This window comes from Burkholderia sp. 22313, from assembly GCF_052045245.1.
GTDB lineage: Bacteria > Pseudomonadota > Gammaproteobacteria > Burkholderiales > Burkholderiaceae > Burkholderia.
In genome coordinates, this window is record NZ_JBQEON010000011.1 from 71,383 (window position 1) to 86,633 (window position 15,251).

Here is a 15,251-nt window from a genome sequence, read left to right on the forward strand (position 1 = left end):
TTCAGTGCAATGTCGTTCAAGCCAGCCAGCGCCGCCACGACCGCGGTTCGCTCCATTGCCTGCTTGTCCGCTTCCGTGAAAACCGCCTCATAGGAGGCACGGCGCTTCGTCAGTTCGGTAATGACCCCGCGCAGGAGCACCGGGGTGATAACCTGCTTACTGTCCATTTTTATATTCCGTTATAGCCACCCGCATCTCCAAATTAAAAATCAGGCCTCGCTGTAACGAAAGATAAGTTTTCCCATCTGCCAGGCATCATCGGGGCGCCTTAGTCTTTTTGACACTTTAGGTAAATCGACATCGGACGGATTTTTCCAACCAAATGTTGAAAATATCTTGTTAGCCATAGGCAATTGCCTTTTAAATCTCCACCAAATTCTAAATGCCACGAAGACTGCAACCGCCTCCAGCGCTAGACTGCCCGTCAGATACACCTCAGCCATCAGTTTCCATTGATCAAACGAACTGTCACGCATTACGATTGCGGTCACAAGCAACATCATCGCAAGCGCACACCCCCCCAAAACAGTACCGAGAGTTTCAGGAAAAATTTAAACAGCGCTCTGCTCCCTCGCTCACAATGAGGATGGACCGACAGGATTCCATCGTTACAGCGCCTGACTGCATAGCCAATCCAGCCGGATCCTGCCCGCTCTGCAACAACCTCGACCTCGTCACCATTTTCGAAAACTGACAACCAGATCCATGCGCGGACCTCATCACCATTCAGTTCAAAAGTTACGAGATCCCCTACGGTGTCTGTGAATTGCGTTGACGTGCTTAAATTTAGCGCAACATCATTCAGACCTGCCAGCGCTGCAACGATCGCCGTGCGCTCCATTGCTTGTTTGTCCGCTTCCGTGAAGACCGCCTCATAGGACGCACGACGCTTCGTCAGTTTCGTGATAACCCCACGCAGGAGCACGGGGGCAATAACCTGCTTGCTGTCCATCGTTAATTTCCCGTTGCGGCAAGCGCCGACTCAAAAGCAACCTGTTGTATTTCCAATGTACGCCCTTTGTCTGGTGCTGTTCCGAACGGTGAACTTGATAGAGAGTTCTTGTGCCCTCAGATACGTGGGGCCGCTCCAGGCATGCTGTGCTTCACTCAATAGGAAGCCCTGTTGGCGACGCCGGCACTTCAGGCTGCTGATCGTTCCTCACAGCATCTGAACTGCATATGCACGCTCCAAACTCATGCTGTCTCCGTCACAGCATTGTCATCCTGTAAGACACGAGAATCTGCTGGGCTGACTGACGAATCTCAGCCATCGCGTCAAGCAGTTGCGGCTGCTGGGAAAACCAATGTCGCGATTCGCACGGGACCTGGAAATAGCCCAGACAGTCGATGAACAGGCATGCGCCACTGCCAGTCTCCGCACGTTTATCACCGTCATGGATCACTTCTTCGTGGTGCACGCGCCGACGACAAGCTTCGTTCAACTCGTCGGAATGTCCACCAACACGGGGGGAATTCGGCGCTGCTCACCTCGGCCCGGGTCCATTCCGCTGATCTGATTTTCAGGTGCAGACGACTTGCGGATCGAGCAACGCCGCGAATCGCACATGCCTGTCAGGTGAGACTCGAGATCAAGTGACACCCACAGGTCGCGCGATGGCCATGCCGAGCAATTGGAACGCCATCGTCCGTCATCGATTCATCGCCTTCAACGATCACATTCGGTTTGACGTCCGGGTGTTGAGGGCACGTTACCTCATCACCCTTACGCGCGACGAAACGACCGTCGAAGCGCATTTTCGACGAACCGGTGATCACCTTGCCGCCGTGGTCGGTATCGTCACCGACACGAATGAGATTCATCATGAATAGGCCCCAACCTTCGGGTGAGCGAACTACGTTAGTAACGGAAATACAAGACACCTAATGCTCCCGCCTCTCCGGGCTGCTTGCTCTTTTTTGTGATCGCAGGCAGATCGATATTCTTCACGTTCTTCCAGCCAAATCCAGAAAAAATTCCCTCGGCGAGACGAACAAATCCCATGAATTTTCTGGATATGTTGAATGCGATCACACCAAAAATAGCTGCAACCATAGCCCCCCCACCGGCGTACATATAGAAAATCCCGAGCCAGTTGTCAACAGGGTCAAAATAGGACGTGATTGCCCCCAAAATAACCATAATTAACATCAAAGACGAATATATCAAAAACCACCATTTCACCGTCGCCTTATAATGCGCATATCGACCACGACTACAATGTGGATGTAATGCCACGATTCGGTCGCCGACCCGTCTGATGCCAAATGCATGCCATATCTGGCCAAATTGCTCTGCGACAACCTCGACTTCATCACCTTCTTTGAACACGGATACCCATACCCAAGCACGAATGCTTTTCCCATCCAGCTCGAATTCGAGCAAATCAGCGTCCTCAGCCGTATCGTCCGCAGACGCAGCCAGCCCGATAGCCACACCACCAAGACCAGCTAGCCCTGCCGCAACAGCCGTTACCCCCATCGCGGTCCGATCAGCATCAGTAAACAAAAACTCCTGGGACTGCCTCGTGCTACGAAGATTCCGGATATGTCCTTTCAAAAGTTGCGTAGGGGATGATTTTTCTGTGTCTGCCATCATTAATCCATTTATTCAACCGAAAGACCCATTACCTTCAATGCCTTGTCAAATTCGTCGCTCTGCTTTCCCGCATCCCAAGCCAGAGTCGCAGCTTTCCGTCCGAACGCACACTTTTCAAGCCATATCTGCAAATCATCGTCTGAAAAATACCAAATCAGAAACTGGATAGCGACCACTGCCACTGCAACTTCCCATCCAGTCAGGATCAAAACGCCCCGACCGAGGAGCAACAAGGCTCCCCGCGAACCGATTGCTATACCTGCCTCCTCTGCCGCTGCACCGACTGCCGCCCTGCCGACCACATTTGCCGCCTGCTGCCGAGCTCGCCATCCGCCAGCCTCCGCAACCTCGGAAGTCGTGAACGATCCCAATCTTGCGGTCGCGCCGGTAATACCCGCAGCACCGCCCCTTGCCAGGATTACAATGCGACTCCCACCACCGGCGATGCGAGCCAGCAGCGGTGCTGACGAGGTCAGAGCGGTAAGAAGATACGACATGCCCGTGCCGATACCAAGCGCCGATTTGACGAAATAAAGGGCAGCGATACGGTAACTATTAGTCTTAGCTTTATCAAAGCCCTTGTGAAAATCCACAACCCCTTGAATCAACGCCGAAACTCCCCCCAAGAAACTCGTAATCGTCTTCAAGTTGCGCAGCGTTTGTGCTGCATCGCTCGAGAAAGCCTTGAGTGCCTTCTCCGAAACCGCAAAAACCGCACCCACGACCGACACACCCGATGCAACCATCAGCGCATAGTCATCGCTGCTTTTATCCGCTTTGGCAAGCAAGCATCCGAAATTCAGCATCTCGATTACCACCAGCGTACTAGCCAACCTGGCATTTAATTGCGTCGACGCCCCCTTTTGCGACTTGCTGACCTCCTCCCACATGTCCGTCAAACTCTTGACACGCTTATCCGACCCTACGGCTTGCAGGGAACGCACATATGCCTGGGGCGGCGGCACACCTTGCTGCCGCAACTCGCGATAACCCATCTGCAAAGCCAGGCGCATCGCCGGCTCGGCTACCATCGCGGCCTTGATAATCCTGATCGTGTCCGCTTGCGCAATCCCGCCTCGTATCATCAACGTGCCACGAATCAGATACATACCGACGTTATCGGCCAACTCCGCACTTTTGCTCCATTTGAACAGGCCACTGCCCATCGTCACGGCGAGCTGGTCGGCATGAGTACCTTTAACGATCAACTCCGAACCCGATGCCGCCGTTGCTCCGCGCTTTAGCACATCCGTCATCTTGTCGCAAAACTTCAGGAAGGCCTTCGTATTCTTGATCAGATACGATGACACGAAGTCGGCCCAATGACTGATCTGATCGCCGACACTCGCCGGCTGTGCCTTGTACTCGGTCGCTTTCTCCAGCAGCGCCTTGATCTCAGCCTTCTGATCCTGCTGGTTGTACGCATAGGCCCGCCATACCAGACTCGAAGGTTGCGTTGGATCCATGTTGTTGATCAGATCTTCAATCAACTTGGCGCCCTTTTCCTCCGACGGTAAGCCCCACAACGCTGCATCAATGACTCCAGCGAAGGCGATTCCGTCCTGGAAGTCGTTTTCGTGATAATCGTGCAGCGCGGCCAGAAACGTCGACGCCTTCAGCCATGCGCCGACATCCGGCGTTCGATTGGCCTGTAACTGATGTGAGGCCTTCTGCACCGACTCGTACCAGGGTCGAAACACGCCTAGCTTCTGCGGATCGAGTTTGCGGTAATACTTCGGCCAAGCAGCATCACCGATCTGCTTTGCTTCGGCCGGAGCAATCACACCAGCCGCAGCAATTTTCTTGTCGGACATCGCCTGCTGTTCCGGAGATACGACCAGAGCATCGGGAACTCCATCAGCAGCATACGGATTATTCTTCATCGCTTCCCAGCCAGCCGTCCACGCCGACCGCGAACGACTTTTCGACTCGACTGCTCCGTTGCGTACCGCTCCTTCCGCAGCAGTGATCGACTCGAGTGCATCGATCTGAGTCACCCGCTCACGCGTGTACGTCAGTAACCAGCTCCCAGCGTCGTTACGGAAGCCGTTCAATTCATGAACATTACCGATGCCGTCCCACATTGCCAACAGCATCGGCGGATGATGCTTGCCCTTATCAAGCTGGCCGACATCGCTCATGACCCTGATCAATGCGTCACTGGCCGACGCAGGAGAAGCCTGACGAATATGCAACGGGTAACAGGTCGTCTCCTGGCGCATTACTTCCGGCTTGTATTTGCCAGTTTCATCACTAAGCGTCTGCCTAGGTGGCTGCAACAGCTTGGGATCGAGACCCGGCATGTATTCGATGACATCATCGATAGCTTGTCGGGTTGCAACGACAGCGTGCCCTTGCGTGTCGTGACCGGCCGAGATCCATTTCGACGGCTCGATCCATTGCATCCGTTGCTGGCGAAGCGTTGCATCCCTCTTGTACAGGTCGAATGTATCGCGATGCCACGCATGCTGCGAAAACGCGATATACACCCGGTCGGTGCACTTCTCCGGCCTCTCGATCGCGATGATGTCCATCGGCACCGCGATTGCTTTCTTTGCACATGCCGGATGAGTCGTCGGCTCGGCCGGTAACGGAAGCGACTGCTTCCACAAGCGCCCGTCCTCCGTCACGTTGTATGCTTCCCAGTAGTTGCTGCCTCGTGCGCCCTTTACGTAGAACAGATACAACCAACCTGCACGCAACGTGCGCACTGCGTATCGATGTTCAGTAAGTTTGACGTCGGTCACCCCGTGCCCGCCAATTCCGGCAGGCAACTTTGCCGCCACGATATTCGGCACGACCGTGTACCGAACCGGTAAGATCGGCAGCCCCGTCTTTTCGCAGTTGGCGCACTGGTTTGCTGTATCCATTCGCTCTCTCGATATGGGAATCAGGTTTGTTCTATAAGGCTAGGAAGACGAAACGGTCATTGCCCCGTCATACCACGTACCCCGTCGAATCGCTTCGATTTCGTCTTCGCTTACTTCACCGACCGCTGCCGTATAGAACTCGTCCGACGCACGCCGGCCCAATGCGTGTGCGACGCTCGGATGACGATCGAAATATGGATGCCATGTCAGCGCATGCCCGATGAAAGCGATTTTGTCATCACGATCGACGAGTCCATGCTGCTCCGCGCGGGCCGCGCTCGCAATTGCGATCTCGATTTCGTCGGACTGAGGCTGTCGCTGCATAGCCAGCATATGCAATGCGAGCGCTCGATTGATCACGCCATGGCGGTGGATGTCACGCCACTGCCTATCGGTCAGATCCAGTTCCGTACGCAACGCCGTTGCCGAAGAGTAGACGCATGGCTTTCCACAGGCGTCCAACGCATGCCAGGCCCTGACCGGGCCGAGCAAGGCCTGCTTTTGCCCGTCCGCCAGAATCGGCCACATCAGACTCAGCGCACGAGCGTCGTAGTAACGCAATGCGCATCGGCGGCCCTGATCGTCGATCTGCAGTATGTTGCTCGACCAGTATTCGGCGATGTGCTCAAGCGACGCCTCGCTCGCCAGCCAGCCTCCAATCCGTTGGCCCAGCCCCTTTGCTACCACATCCGACTGTCGATCTTCGAAGGCTAGCCGAACGCTTTCAATCAACAACGCCACACCTTCAGACGTCGACAAGTCCAATTCGATCAAGTACGGACGATGATCATCAGGGAAGGCTTCGTGCGCAATCTCGACGACAGCGCTAGGCTGATCATCAAACGAAGTCGCGCCTTCGGCACTTTGAGGCAACGCACGCCGACTCGGATCGACGACAAGGCAGCAGCGCAACTCGCGTTGCTGGCTGAAATAGGCGCGCAAGACACTCACCATCGAATCGACGGACTCACGGTTCCCGCCGTCAACCGGTTCGAACGTTTCCATCCAGTCACTCCAGTACAACGCTCGACGCGCTATCGGCAGACGCCGAAGCCGTCTTCCAGGCACACCCCTTCGGCACGCTCGCAATCGGTGAAGGCAAGCGCATCGATGACGCGCCCGGTTTGTCCCAGCTCGCACATTTTTCGAGAATCTGGCCGCTCGTTCCGTTCTCGATCAGATCAGGTGTGATCTTGATGTACGAACCGCCTGCACCGATCCAGATCTCCTTCTCCGCCGAAATGACGACTTTCCCATTCGAACTCGTGATCGTTACGTCGTTGAGCGCGGCGAGCTTCATTTCGTCGCTCTGCGCCTGAATTTCGACCTTGCCCTTGGACGCAAAGAGCTTGATTCCGGCGTTCTGCGCAAACAGGCTAATCTTCTCCATCACACTTACGATCAGCGATTTGCCGGCCGCCACGTGCGTGCTCTTACCGCTGACGATATTGACTTGCTGATTGGCCGTCAGTTGCGCTGAATCCTGAGTCGACAGCCCCAAGCCCGCAGGACTCGCCATCAGCATAATCGGTGTTGAAAAGCCGTTCGCGTTGCCTGTGCCGCCACCGCCCGTCCGACCGCCGCTGCCAGCGCCGCCGCTCACGCTATAGTGCGTCGCATCGGTGAACTTCTTGAGTGCGTCCTGCCCTTCCTGCAAGCTTTCGGCCTGGTTCGCCGAGCTCGCCTGCGACGTCAAATCCACAACGGTTTCCGCGCTGGCCAACTGCTCGGAAGCAGCCGTCACGTTCAACGGCTGATTCGTCGCTGTCGGGTGGGTCGACACGAACAAACCCTGCCCCGCCCGAATGGCACCGTAGGCATCCGATTTGAGATCGAAACCGCTGCCGAGGAATGCACCGCGCGTATTGTCGGTCTGCTGGATCAGGTATCCAAGGTGCAAGTGGGACTGGTAGCTGCTCGAGTAAAGATGGACCCGATTCTGCTGCGTCGAGTCGTCCATCACGAGCTGGTTGTAGCCGGTGCCACCATACTCGCGCGAGCGTTGACCGGACAGCAAGCCGTTCGTGTGCCATACCGGCTGCGTCGCGCCCCCGTACATTCTCGCGATGATGACGGGCCGGTCACAGTCACCTTCCATGAAGCCGACGACCACTTCGTCGCCCTTGCGTAGTGGCTGAATCCCGCCACGGGTCGATCCCGCATCCAGGAACGTCGGGCGCACCCAGCACGATGCGCGTTCGTCCTGACCGTTGCGGCGGTTCCAGTGAAACCACACCTTCACCCGGTTCAGTGAATCGGTGTACACCTCTTCGCCGCTTGGTCCGGCCACGATCGCGTTCTGCAACTGCATCACGGGCTTCTTGTGTTCGAACGGGCTACGGAATGGGACGTTGCGTGGCTGCGCCTCAACCACTACCTGAAAGAAACCTTCACTGCCGTCTGCGTGGCGAACCGTCGCGCCAGCTTTCGCTTGCGCAACTTCCGCAGCCAGCCCGTCGGGAAATTGATCCGCCTCGTCCAGACCGGGCAGGTTATTGCCAATCAGCCAGTCGACACCGAGCAGAACAAACTCGCGATCCGGTTGACTGCCCGCATCATGGACCGGATGACCGCGAAGTTCGAAGCGTCTCCCCGGCATCGCACAGCGCAAGCCGCCAATGCCGTGAAAACGTTTCATCCGCGACTTGCGCTCTTCAAGCCGAATCTGCGCAAGACGCTCACCTTGCTCACGGTCCGACCACATGTACGCGCCGGGATAGTCGTAGACCTCCCCATCGGTCGGCAACTCGCCGTTCACGTCCGTCACGCCCTGCACCTGCCGAGGGAGATCGGGGCGCTTGTAGTCGAACGAGCGAGACGTCAGTTGCGCACTGTCGATCTGAAGCTGCTCCTTCCACTGCGCGAACCCGTTCAGTTCACCGCTGATTTCCGTAGGGCCGAACTCGACAACCGATTGCTTCAGTTGCGGGACAAAATAAACGTCGTCCGTCAGAACCATCGTGTGCGATCGGCCATTTTCGGCTTGCTCGAAGTACGGAAATACGCCGACCTCCTCCATGCTGCGATAGACGAAATTCAGGTCGTATTCCCACTGCACGCGATTCGAGTAGGACGGCAGCGGCTTGTGAAGCTCGTAGCGAAACGCACCACGCGCTTGAGGATGCTCGTTGAAGACGTCGGTCAGAATCTGCTCGCCGTTCTGCTCCTGCCAGTCACGCATGTCGCGGCGCAGGCGCAGGAAATAGAGCCAGGATGAGAACGCCAGCTTGTAAAAAGTCAACGGCCCATCCGCGCCCAGCCGGCTGAATCGGTGAACGTAGCCATGGATCGGCATGTATGAGCCGTCCGTCTGCTGAATCCAGAGCGTAACCGGCTTGGCGAGCAGCGCACTCAGTTCAATCTGGCTACCGCGTGGCGAAACCGCGTCAATCACGAATTCGTAATCGCGACCGAGCCGAGCCATTCCTTTCACATAGAGCGGCAATAACCAGTCGATGCCGAGCGGCGTGTCGAGTTTGACAAGACGATTGTATTGCGCGTCACCGAGACGCAACGTCTTATAAAGTGCGGTGTGGCCCATGCAGCGTTCCCTTCGTTGGTATTCAGGTGGGGTTTCTGCCGAGCGCAGATTATAAATGCCTTTCGGAACAAGACGATAGTGAACCTCGAACGCCCGTCTATCTCGAAAAAATTGGCAGTCTGACGCAACAGCGCGAAATTACCGAAATCTCACAACCTTTAAGGAAAAAAATTCCGATACTCGCCGCAATCCAGTTTTTCTCAGGCATATAGGACTTTTTCGAGCGCGGTTACCGACGGCCACTCCGCCGCTGAAAACCCGCATCGGCGCACTTCGCACTTTGCTCAAGCGCTTCCATGCATTTCACGCTTGCATTTGCGATGGGCAATACCGTTGTCATAATTCTGCTCGAGGCGTTTCGCGCGTCCAGTTGTCCCGTGTTCTCAACGAACGGGCGAGCATCTCGCCCGAGATGGCGCTACGCATCGAGCAGTGGCTGGGTGAGGAGCGCGGGGGCCGAGCCGATCTGTGGCTTGGCATGCAATTGGACTATGACCTCTGGCAGGCGCGAAAGCATGCGCCGACGAAGGTCAAACCAGCCCCGGCCGAATCAGCGCGTGCGTGATGCGCCCGGTCGTCAAGCCGCGTCATGACGCGCGCACGCGTGTCCCGCCCCGGATCAACGCGAAGTCCCGATGGTCGTCGATAGCGCCGCCCCAATCATGGCGGCCGGATCGGCTGGCGATGCGATTCAGATCCCCCGCTGATTCACCCGCTTCGACAACGCCTCCGCGCTTTCCTTCCGCTCGCTGTACCGGTCGACCAGATACGGCCCGATGTCGCGCGTCAGCAGCGTGAACTTGACCAGTTCCTCCATCACGTCGACGACCCGGTCGTAATACGCCGACGGCTTCATCCGACCGGCTTCGTCGAATTCCATGAACGCCTTGGCCACCGACGACTGGTTCGGGATGGTCAGCATGCGCATCCAGCGGCCCAGCACGCGCATCTGGTTCACCGCGTTGAACGACTGCGAGCCGCCGCTCACCTGCATCACCGCGAGCGTCTTGCCCTGCGTCGGCCGCACCGCGCCGACCGACAGCGGAATCCAGTCGATCTGCGATTTCATGATGCCGGTCATCGCGCCGTGTCGTTCCGGCGAGCACCACACCATCCCTTCCGACCACAGCACCCGTTCACGCAGCTCGACGACCTTCGGATGGCTCTCCGGCGCGTCGTCGGGCAGCGGCAGGCCGCTCGGATTGAACACGCACACCTCGGCGCCCATCGCGGTGAGCAGGCGCTCGGCTTCCTCGACCAGCAGGCGGCTGAACGAACGCTCGCGCAGCGATCCGTACAGCAGCAGGAAACGCGGCGGATGCGTCGACGGCGAGGCCGGCCGCAGTGCGGCGGCGTCCGGCACGCGGAAGAGTTCGGGATCGAGTTGCGGCAGGTCGGTCAGTCGGTCGGTCATGAATGAATGAATGAATGAATTCCCAGGTTTGCTCAAGCGCACGCGTACCAGCCCTTCGACCGGTTGACGATGCGCACCACCAGCAGCATCGCCGGCACTTCGATCAGCACGCCGACGACGGTGGCCAACGCGGCGCCGGAATGAAAACCGAACAGGCTGATCGCGGCCGCGACGGCCAGCTCGAAGAAGTTGGATGCGCCGATCAGCGCGGACGGGCACGCGATGTCGTGCTGCTCGCCCACCGCGCGATTGAGCCAGTACGCGAGTGCCGCATTGAAGAACACCTGGATCAGGATCGGCACCGCGAGCAAGGCGATGACGAGCGGTTGCTTCAGGATCGCTTCGCCCTGGAACGCGAACAGCAGCACGAGCGTCGCGAGCAACGCGGCGATCGACCACGGGCCGATCTTCGCCATTGCGGCATCGAACGCGGCCTGCCCCTTCGCGAGCAGCACCTTGCGCCAGATCTGCGCGAGGATCACCGGGATCACGATGTAGAGGACAACTGATGTGATCAAGGTCGCCCACGGCACGGTAATCGCGGACATCCCGAGCAGCAGCCCGACCAGCGGCGCGAATGCGATCACCATGATGCTGTCGTTCAGCGCGACCTGCGACAGCGTGAACAGCGGATCGCCGCCCGTCAGCCGGCTCCAGACGAACACCATCGCCGTGCACGGCGCGGCGGCCAGCAGGATCAGGCCGGCGACGTAGCTGTCGAGCTGGTCCGCGGGCAGCATCGGCGCGAACAGATGGCGCACGAACAGCCAGCCGAGGAACGCCATCGAGAACGGTTTGACGAGCCAGTTGACGACGAGCGTGACGCCGATCCCCTTCACATGCCGGCGCACTTGATGCAGCGCGCCGAAGTCGACCTTCACGAGCATCGGGATGATCATCACCCAGATCAACAGCCCGACCGGCAGGTTGACCTGCGCATACTCGATGCGGCCGATCTGCTGGAACAGGCCGGGCAGCAGCTGGCCGAGCGCGATGCCGGCGACAATGCACAGCGCGACCCAGACGGTCAGGTAACGCTCGAAGAAATTGATCGCAGGCGTTGCGACGGCCTTGCCCGGCGGGGCAACGTTGGACGTATTCATTGGACGGTCGTGTTCGGTCTTGAAATCGGAGGCGATCGCTCGGGTCGGCAAACCGCCATGTGAAGGATCAGTTTTGCGAGATCCCGATCAACGCGGCCTCGAGTTCGGCATCGCTCATTCGATCGAGCGGCAGCGCCAGCAATTGCAGCATCCGGTAGCCGAGCGCCTCGCGCGTCAGTTCGAACGCGAGCCGCTTGCCGGCGTCGCCGCCCGTCGCGTTCGACGGATCCGCGTAGCCCCAATGCACGTTGACCGGACTGCCGGGCCAGTACGGGCACGTCTCCGCCGCCGCGCTGTCGCATACCGTGATGACGATGCGCATTTCCGGCGCACCATCGCCGACGAATTCGTCCCAGCTCTTGCTGCGGTATCCGGCGACGTCGACGCCGGCGCGCGTCAGCGCGTCCAGCGCGAACGGGTTGAGGCGACCGCTCGGCGCGCTGCCGGCGCTATAGGCGCGTACGTCGCGGCCGAGTTTCGCGGCCCAGTGGTTGAGCATGCCTTCCGCGAGCACGCTGCGCGCGGAGTTGTGGGTGCAGAGAATCAGGACGTTGGTGGTCATCGGCAGGCGCGCGAATGCGTTTTCAAGGTTGGTCGGAACAGGCGGGCGAACACGCGGAACCCGGCGAACACGGATTGCCGCCGCAGCAGTTCTCGGTGAGGTAGCCGATGAGCCCGTTCATCGTCGCGAAGTTCGCGCAATAGAACACGAAGCGGCCTTCCTGGCGGCTCGTGACGAGTTGCGCATGGGCCAGTTCCTTCAGATGAAACGACAGCGACGAGGGCGGCACGTCGAGCAGCGTCGCGATTTGCCCGGCCGGCATGCCCGACGGGCCGGCCTGCACGAGCGCGCGGAACACGGCGAGGCGCGACTCGTGCGCGAGGGCCGACAGGGCGGCGATGGTCTGGTTTGTTTCCATTTTTCGATAATACTCGAAATGTGGAAATAACAACACCAGCGAGCGCATCGGATCCTGCCTTCGATTGCCGTGGCCATCATCGATTTGGTGCAAAACGGCCTGCGGATCATCGCTTTTGTACGCCCGTAATCGATTTCCGCGCGAAACGGCCGTTCGTCATCGATTTTGCGCACCGTGACGCCGATCCGGCCGACGGCGCGCAGTCTCTTCCGCCTTTGACGACGCAGAATCGGCCGATCCCGCGGTCGTCGATCGCTATCGGCCGGCGCGGCCGGCGGGACAGCAATAACCGCCCGGCGTCACGACCATTCCTCCGGCGGCATCGCGCCGCCGTCGTCCTCCCAGAGCGGCTCGCCGGTCTGGTGGCCGCCGCTCGTCGTCGTCACCGGCCCGCTTCCGCCGCCCCGCTCGGCCCGCCGCGCACGGTCGCGGGACGTCGCCGCGCGCACCCTTGCCCGCGTGCGAGTCGGCGCCACGGTTCGTTGTCCGCCGCCGCGCTCGTCGGCCGGCGCCGCGTCCTTCGTCTGTCGCACATTCGAAGCTGCGTTCATGAGTCCTCTCCCGGGTCATTGAAGGAAACCGTTCGCCTCCGCGCCGCAATTTCGATGCCGTGCACCGGGCAAGCGTCTTGCTGCCGGCGTTCGACCCGCAATCGTTCACGGAGGTGACCATGCCGACCGACCGCAGCACGCCGCCCGACACGCGCCCTCGCATCGGCGGATGGATGACCGGCAAGGAATCGCACATGGCGGCATACCGCGAAAAAATTGCGAAGGAAGCGCGTGCCCAGGCCGGCGAACGGCTGCGCACGCCGGCCGTGCAAGCACTCGCGCAGCTGTTCGACGACAACGCGGTGCTGCGCATGAGCCTCGCGCGCGCGATCGACGAGGCGCTCGAAGCCGGCCGCACGCTCGGCTACGCATCGATCGGCGAGCTGATGATCGTGATCGATCACCTGACGACCTTCACGCCGCCGTTCAGCGAGACGAGCCTGATCGTGTGCCCGCTGAACGCGTTCCTCGACTGGCCGATGTGCATGCCGTCGGGCCACGCGGTGTTTCGCGACGCGGCGGTCAACGCGCACCTGAAGCAGGTCCTGAACGTGTGGTGCGACTTCCTCGGCGGCCCGCATTCGCGCACGCATCTGAACACGTCGGCGCCCGACGGCTGGTTCTGCGACGAAGCGCGCCGGCGCCTTGGCCTGTCGCAGTTCCAGTACCGGGAAGACCAGCCGCACTGGGGCTTCGACTCGTGGAACGACTTCTTCACGCGGCGCTTTCGCGCGGGCGCGCGGCCCGTCGCCGCACCGGACGATGCGCACGTGATCGTCAGCGCGTGCGAGGCGGCGCCATATCACACCGAATCGAACGTGAAGATCCGCGACCGGTTCTGGATCAAGGGTCAGCCGTATTCGCTGCGCGACATCTTCACGCCCGCGCGGCTGCCGCTCGCCGAGCGCTTCGTCGGCGGCGACCTGTACCAGGCGTACCTGAGCGCGTACAACTACCACCGCTGGCACGCGCCGGTGCGGGGCACCGTCACGCATGCGTACCGGGTCGACGGCGCGTACTACTCGGTCGCCGAAGCCGAGGGCCCGGATCCGGCCGGGCTCAACGACTCGCAGGGCTACATGACGGCCGTGGCCACCCGCGCGGTGGTCGCGATCGAGAGCGACGATCCGGGGATCGGGACGGTGGCCGCCGTGTTCGTCGGGATGGGCGACGTGTCGTCGTGCGTGATCGACGTCGTGCCGGGGCAGCGCGTCGACAAGGGCGACGAGATCGGTTATTTCCAGTACGGCGGCTCGACTTGCTGCCTGTTGTTCGAAGCGGGCGTGATCGACCGCTTCCTGTACGCACCGCCGTTCGACGGCAGTACGCCGGTCGTGCAGGTCAACGCGTCGGTGGCGATCGCGCGCTGAACGCTGAACCGCGCGCGGCGGCATCACGCGTCGACACTGCCGAACCCGCGGCCGGCGTGCCGCTGCATGCACTGCACGATCGACAGTCCATCCGGCGTCAGCGCGAGCCGGCTCGCGCCCGATTCGTCGGAACGCATCTCGATCAGGTGTTGTTCCACCAGCGCGACGATATCCTCGCGGTCGGACTGGATCTGTTCCGGCGCCCGATGTACCAGGAATAACGCGGCAAACTCATGTGCGGTCAGCATGTTGTCTCCCTATTTGGCGGCGTGACGCGATGCGGCGGCGGCATCGCGACGGCGCGGGCGCGTATCGTGCGCCTCAAACACGGAGATATGCAGGGAGCGTGCCAGTATGTGGGAAACAACGGCCCAAGTGCGGCGGGCATCCGGCGCGATGTGTCACTTTGGGCCGTACACGCGCCGCTGCAAAGTTTTCAATGACGTGTAACGGAGCGGCGCGGGCGCGCCGCCGCGGCAGTGGAGCCGGCCGACGCACGGTGCGACGCCGCATCCGCGCCGCGCCGCGCCGCGCCGTCGCGCTTACGGCTTGCGCGAACGGAACAGCCCCGCGCGTGCGGTCTTGGCGGCTGCCTTGTCGCGCACGCGGAAATAGCCGCTGTGCAGCTCCACGCCGCCCTTGCCATCGGCGAGCACCTCCTCGCACGCGGCCTCGATGCGCGCCCGGCCGTGCTCGAACGCATCGCGCAGGTCGGCTTCGAGCGCGGAGCGCGCGCCGAAATGGTCCTCGAGCGCCTCGACCGTGATCGCGCAGGTCAGCGGCTTCCCGTCGACCTCGACGACGAAACGCATCTGGAGCGCCGCGCCGTCGAACTCGGGCGGCGCGTCGGTCAGCGTCACGCGGCGGACGGAATCGGCCGGCATCG

Annotated in this window: 16 protein-coding genes and 1 pseudogene; 3 read left to right on the forward strand and 14 right to left on the reverse strand. The window is 60.3% G+C overall.

The genetic code is table 11. From position 1 onward, the window contains the following. Positions 1–209: 209 nt before the first annotated feature. Together ACTJKF_RS11535 and ACTJKF_RS11540 are read right to left on the reverse strand one after the other, a co-directional pair. Positions 210–491: a hypothetical protein gene (locus ACTJKF_RS11535; RefSeq protein ID WP_440623668.1), complete on the reverse strand. Its 282-nt coding sequence runs from the start codon at positions 489–491 to the stop codon at positions 210–212. A gap of 8 nt (positions 492–499) precedes the next feature. Beyond that, positions 500–952 carry a putative type VI secretion system effector gene (locus ACTJKF_RS11540; protein WP_440623669.1) on the reverse strand — a complete coding sequence of 151 codons (453 nt, stop codon included), beginning with the start codon at positions 950–952 and terminating at the stop codon, positions 500–502. Between the two features lie 301 nt (positions 953–1,253). Between ACTJKF_RS11540 and ACTJKF_RS11545 the strand changes: the two genes are divergently transcribed. Next, positions 1,254–1,517, forward strand: a complete 264-nt coding sequence (locus ACTJKF_RS11545) for a type VI secretion system baseplate subunit TssF (RefSeq protein WP_440623768.1) — start codon at positions 1,254–1,256, stop codon at positions 1,515–1,517. 55 nt (positions 1,518–1,572) lie between these two features. On the opposite strand, the gene ACTJKF_RS11550 is transcribed toward ACTJKF_RS11545, so the two are convergent. Genes ACTJKF_RS11550 through ACTJKF_RS11570 form a run of 5 tightly spaced genes read right to left on the reverse strand, consistent with a single transcriptional unit; the run spans position 1,573 to position 9,007 of the window. Continuing rightward, positions 1,573–1,824 (reverse strand): PAAR domain-containing protein, encoded by a 252-nt coding sequence (locus ACTJKF_RS11550; protein WP_440623670.1) that lies wholly within the window; start codon positions 1,822–1,824, stop codon positions 1,573–1,575. Positions 1,825–1,858: 34 nt separating this feature from the next. Further along, a complete protein-coding gene (locus tag ACTJKF_RS11555; RefSeq protein WP_440623671.1) occupies positions 1,859–2,596 on the reverse strand; it encodes a putative type VI secretion system effector in 738 nt (245 codons plus the stop codon). An 8-nt stretch (positions 2,597–2,604) separates the two neighbouring features. Then, the gene (locus ACTJKF_RS11560) at positions 2,605–5,466 is read right to left on the reverse strand and encodes a T6SS effector BTH_I2691 family protein (protein ID WP_440623672.1); all 2,862 of its coding nucleotides are present in this window, start codon (positions 5,464–5,466) and stop codon (positions 2,605–2,607) included. Positions 5,467–5,505: 39 nt separating this feature from the next. After that, on the reverse strand, positions 5,506–6,471 hold the full coding sequence (locus ACTJKF_RS11565; protein ID WP_440623673.1) for a DUF4123 domain-containing protein: 966 nt from the start codon (positions 6,469–6,471) through the stop codon (positions 5,506–5,508). A gap of 4 nt (positions 6,472–6,475) precedes the next feature. Continuing rightward, positions 6,476–9,007, reverse strand: a complete 2,532-nt coding sequence (locus ACTJKF_RS11570; RefSeq protein ID WP_440623674.1) for a type VI secretion system Vgr family protein — start codon at positions 9,005–9,007, stop codon at positions 6,476–6,478. 352 nt (positions 9,008–9,359) lie between these two features. On the opposite strand from ACTJKF_RS11570, the pseudogene ACTJKF_RS11575 reads away from it, so the two are divergent. Next, positions 9,360–9,572 (forward strand): annotated as a pseudogene (locus ACTJKF_RS11575) (HigA family addiction module antitoxin); the annotation flags it as partial. A gap of 126 nt (positions 9,573–9,698) precedes the next feature. Here ACTJKF_RS11575 and arsH read toward each other — a convergent pair. The 5 genes from arsH to ACTJKF_RS11600 all read right to left on the reverse strand — a co-directional run bounded on the left by arsH (position 9,699) and on the right by ACTJKF_RS11600 (position 12,995). Then, entirely contained in the window at positions 9,699–10,421 is a 723-nt protein-coding gene (gene arsH, locus ACTJKF_RS11580) for an arsenical resistance protein ArsH (RefSeq protein WP_440623675.1), read from the reverse strand. Positions 10,422–10,453: 32 nt separating this feature from the next. Further along, on the reverse strand, positions 10,454–11,524 hold the full coding sequence (gene arsB / locus ACTJKF_RS11585) for an ACR3 family arsenite efflux transporter (RefSeq protein ID WP_440623676.1): 1,071 nt from the start codon (positions 11,522–11,524) through the stop codon (positions 10,454–10,456). A 67-nt stretch (positions 11,525–11,591) separates the two neighbouring features. Continuing rightward, the gene (locus ACTJKF_RS11590) at positions 11,592–12,086 is read right to left on the reverse strand and encodes an arsenate reductase ArsC (RefSeq protein WP_440623677.1); all 495 of its coding nucleotides are present in this window, start codon (positions 12,084–12,086) and stop codon (positions 11,592–11,594) included. A 22-nt stretch (positions 12,087–12,108) separates the two neighbouring features. Continuing rightward, entirely contained in the window at positions 12,109–12,444 is a 336-nt protein-coding gene (locus tag ACTJKF_RS11595; RefSeq protein WP_440623678.1) for an ArsR/SmtB family transcription factor, read from the reverse strand. Positions 12,445–12,743: 299 nt separating this feature from the next. Then, a complete protein-coding gene (locus ACTJKF_RS11600; RefSeq protein ID WP_440623679.1) occupies positions 12,744–12,995 on the reverse strand; it encodes a hypothetical protein in 252 nt (83 codons plus the stop codon). Positions 12,996–13,114: 119 nt separating this feature from the next. On the opposite strand from ACTJKF_RS11600, the gene ACTJKF_RS11605 reads away from it, so the two are divergent. Continuing rightward, positions 13,115–14,365 (forward strand): phosphatidylserine decarboxylase family protein, encoded by a 1,251-nt coding sequence (locus ACTJKF_RS11605; protein WP_440623680.1) that lies wholly within the window; start codon positions 13,115–13,117, stop codon positions 14,363–14,365. A 23-nt stretch (positions 14,366–14,388) separates the two neighbouring features. Here the strand turns inward: ACTJKF_RS11605 and ACTJKF_RS11610 are convergent, their stop codons facing one another. Together ACTJKF_RS11610 and ACTJKF_RS11615 are read right to left on the reverse strand one after the other, a co-directional pair. Then, positions 14,389–14,613, reverse strand: a complete 225-nt coding sequence (locus ACTJKF_RS11610; RefSeq protein ID WP_440623681.1) for a hypothetical protein — start codon at positions 14,611–14,613, stop codon at positions 14,389–14,391. Between the two features lie 294 nt (positions 14,614–14,907). Then, positions 14,908–15,249, reverse strand: a complete 342-nt coding sequence (locus ACTJKF_RS11615; protein WP_440623682.1) for a DUF1488 domain-containing protein — start codon at positions 15,247–15,249, stop codon at positions 14,908–14,910. Positions 15,250–15,251: the final 2 nt, after the last annotated feature.

Excerpts from the sequence above, each read along its gene's own strand:
- ACTJKF_RS11600 (WP_440623679.1), bottom strand. The coding sequence starts at position 12,995 with ATGAACGCAGCTTCGAATGTGCGACAGACGAAGGACGCGGCGCCGGCC.
- ACTJKF_RS11605 (WP_440623680.1), top strand. The coding sequence starts at position 13,115 with ATGCCGACCGACCGCAGCACGCCGCCCGACACGCGCCCTCGCATCGGC.
- arsH (WP_440623675.1), bottom strand. The coding sequence starts at position 10,421 with ATGACCGACCGACTGACCGACCTGCCGCAACTCGATCCCGAACTCTTC.
- ACTJKF_RS11570 (WP_440623674.1), bottom strand. The coding sequence starts at position 9,007 with ATGGGCCACACCGCACTTTATAAGACGTTGCGTCTCGGTGACGCGCAA.
- ACTJKF_RS11540 (WP_440623669.1), bottom strand. The coding sequence starts at position 952 with ATGGACAGCAAGCAGGTTATTGCCCCCGTGCTCCTGCGTGGGGTTATC.
- ACTJKF_RS11615 (WP_440623682.1), bottom strand. The coding sequence starts at position 15,249 with ATGCCGGCCGATTCCGTCCGCCGCGTGACGCTGACCGACGCGCCGCCC.
- ACTJKF_RS11595 (WP_440623678.1), bottom strand. The coding sequence starts at position 12,444 with ATGGAAACAAACCAGACCATCGCCGCCCTGTCGGCCCTCGCGCACGAG.
- ACTJKF_RS11590 (WP_440623677.1), bottom strand. The coding sequence starts at position 12,086 with ATGACCACCAACGTCCTGATTCTCTGCACCCACAACTCCGCGCGCAGC.
- ACTJKF_RS11560 (WP_440623672.1), bottom strand. The coding sequence starts at position 5,466 with ATGGATACAGCAAACCAGTGCGCCAACTGCGAAAAGACGGGGCTGCCG.
- ACTJKF_RS11610 (WP_440623681.1), bottom strand. The coding sequence starts at position 14,613 with ATGCTGACCGCACATGAGTTTGCCGCGTTATTCCTGGTACATCGGGCG.
- arsB (WP_440623676.1), bottom strand. The coding sequence starts at position 11,524 with ATGAATACGTCCAACGTTGCCCCGCCGGGCAAGGCCGTCGCAACGCCT.
- ACTJKF_RS11550 (WP_440623670.1), bottom strand. The coding sequence starts at position 1,824 with ATGATGAATCTCATTCGTGTCGGTGACGATACCGACCACGGCGGCAAG.
- ACTJKF_RS11565 (WP_440623673.1), bottom strand. The coding sequence starts at position 6,471 with ATGGAAACGTTCGAACCGGTTGACGGCGGGAACCGTGAGTCCGTCGAT.
- ACTJKF_RS11555 (WP_440623671.1), bottom strand. The coding sequence starts at position 2,596 with ATGATGGCAGACACAGAAAAATCATCCCCTACGCAACTTTTGAAAGGA.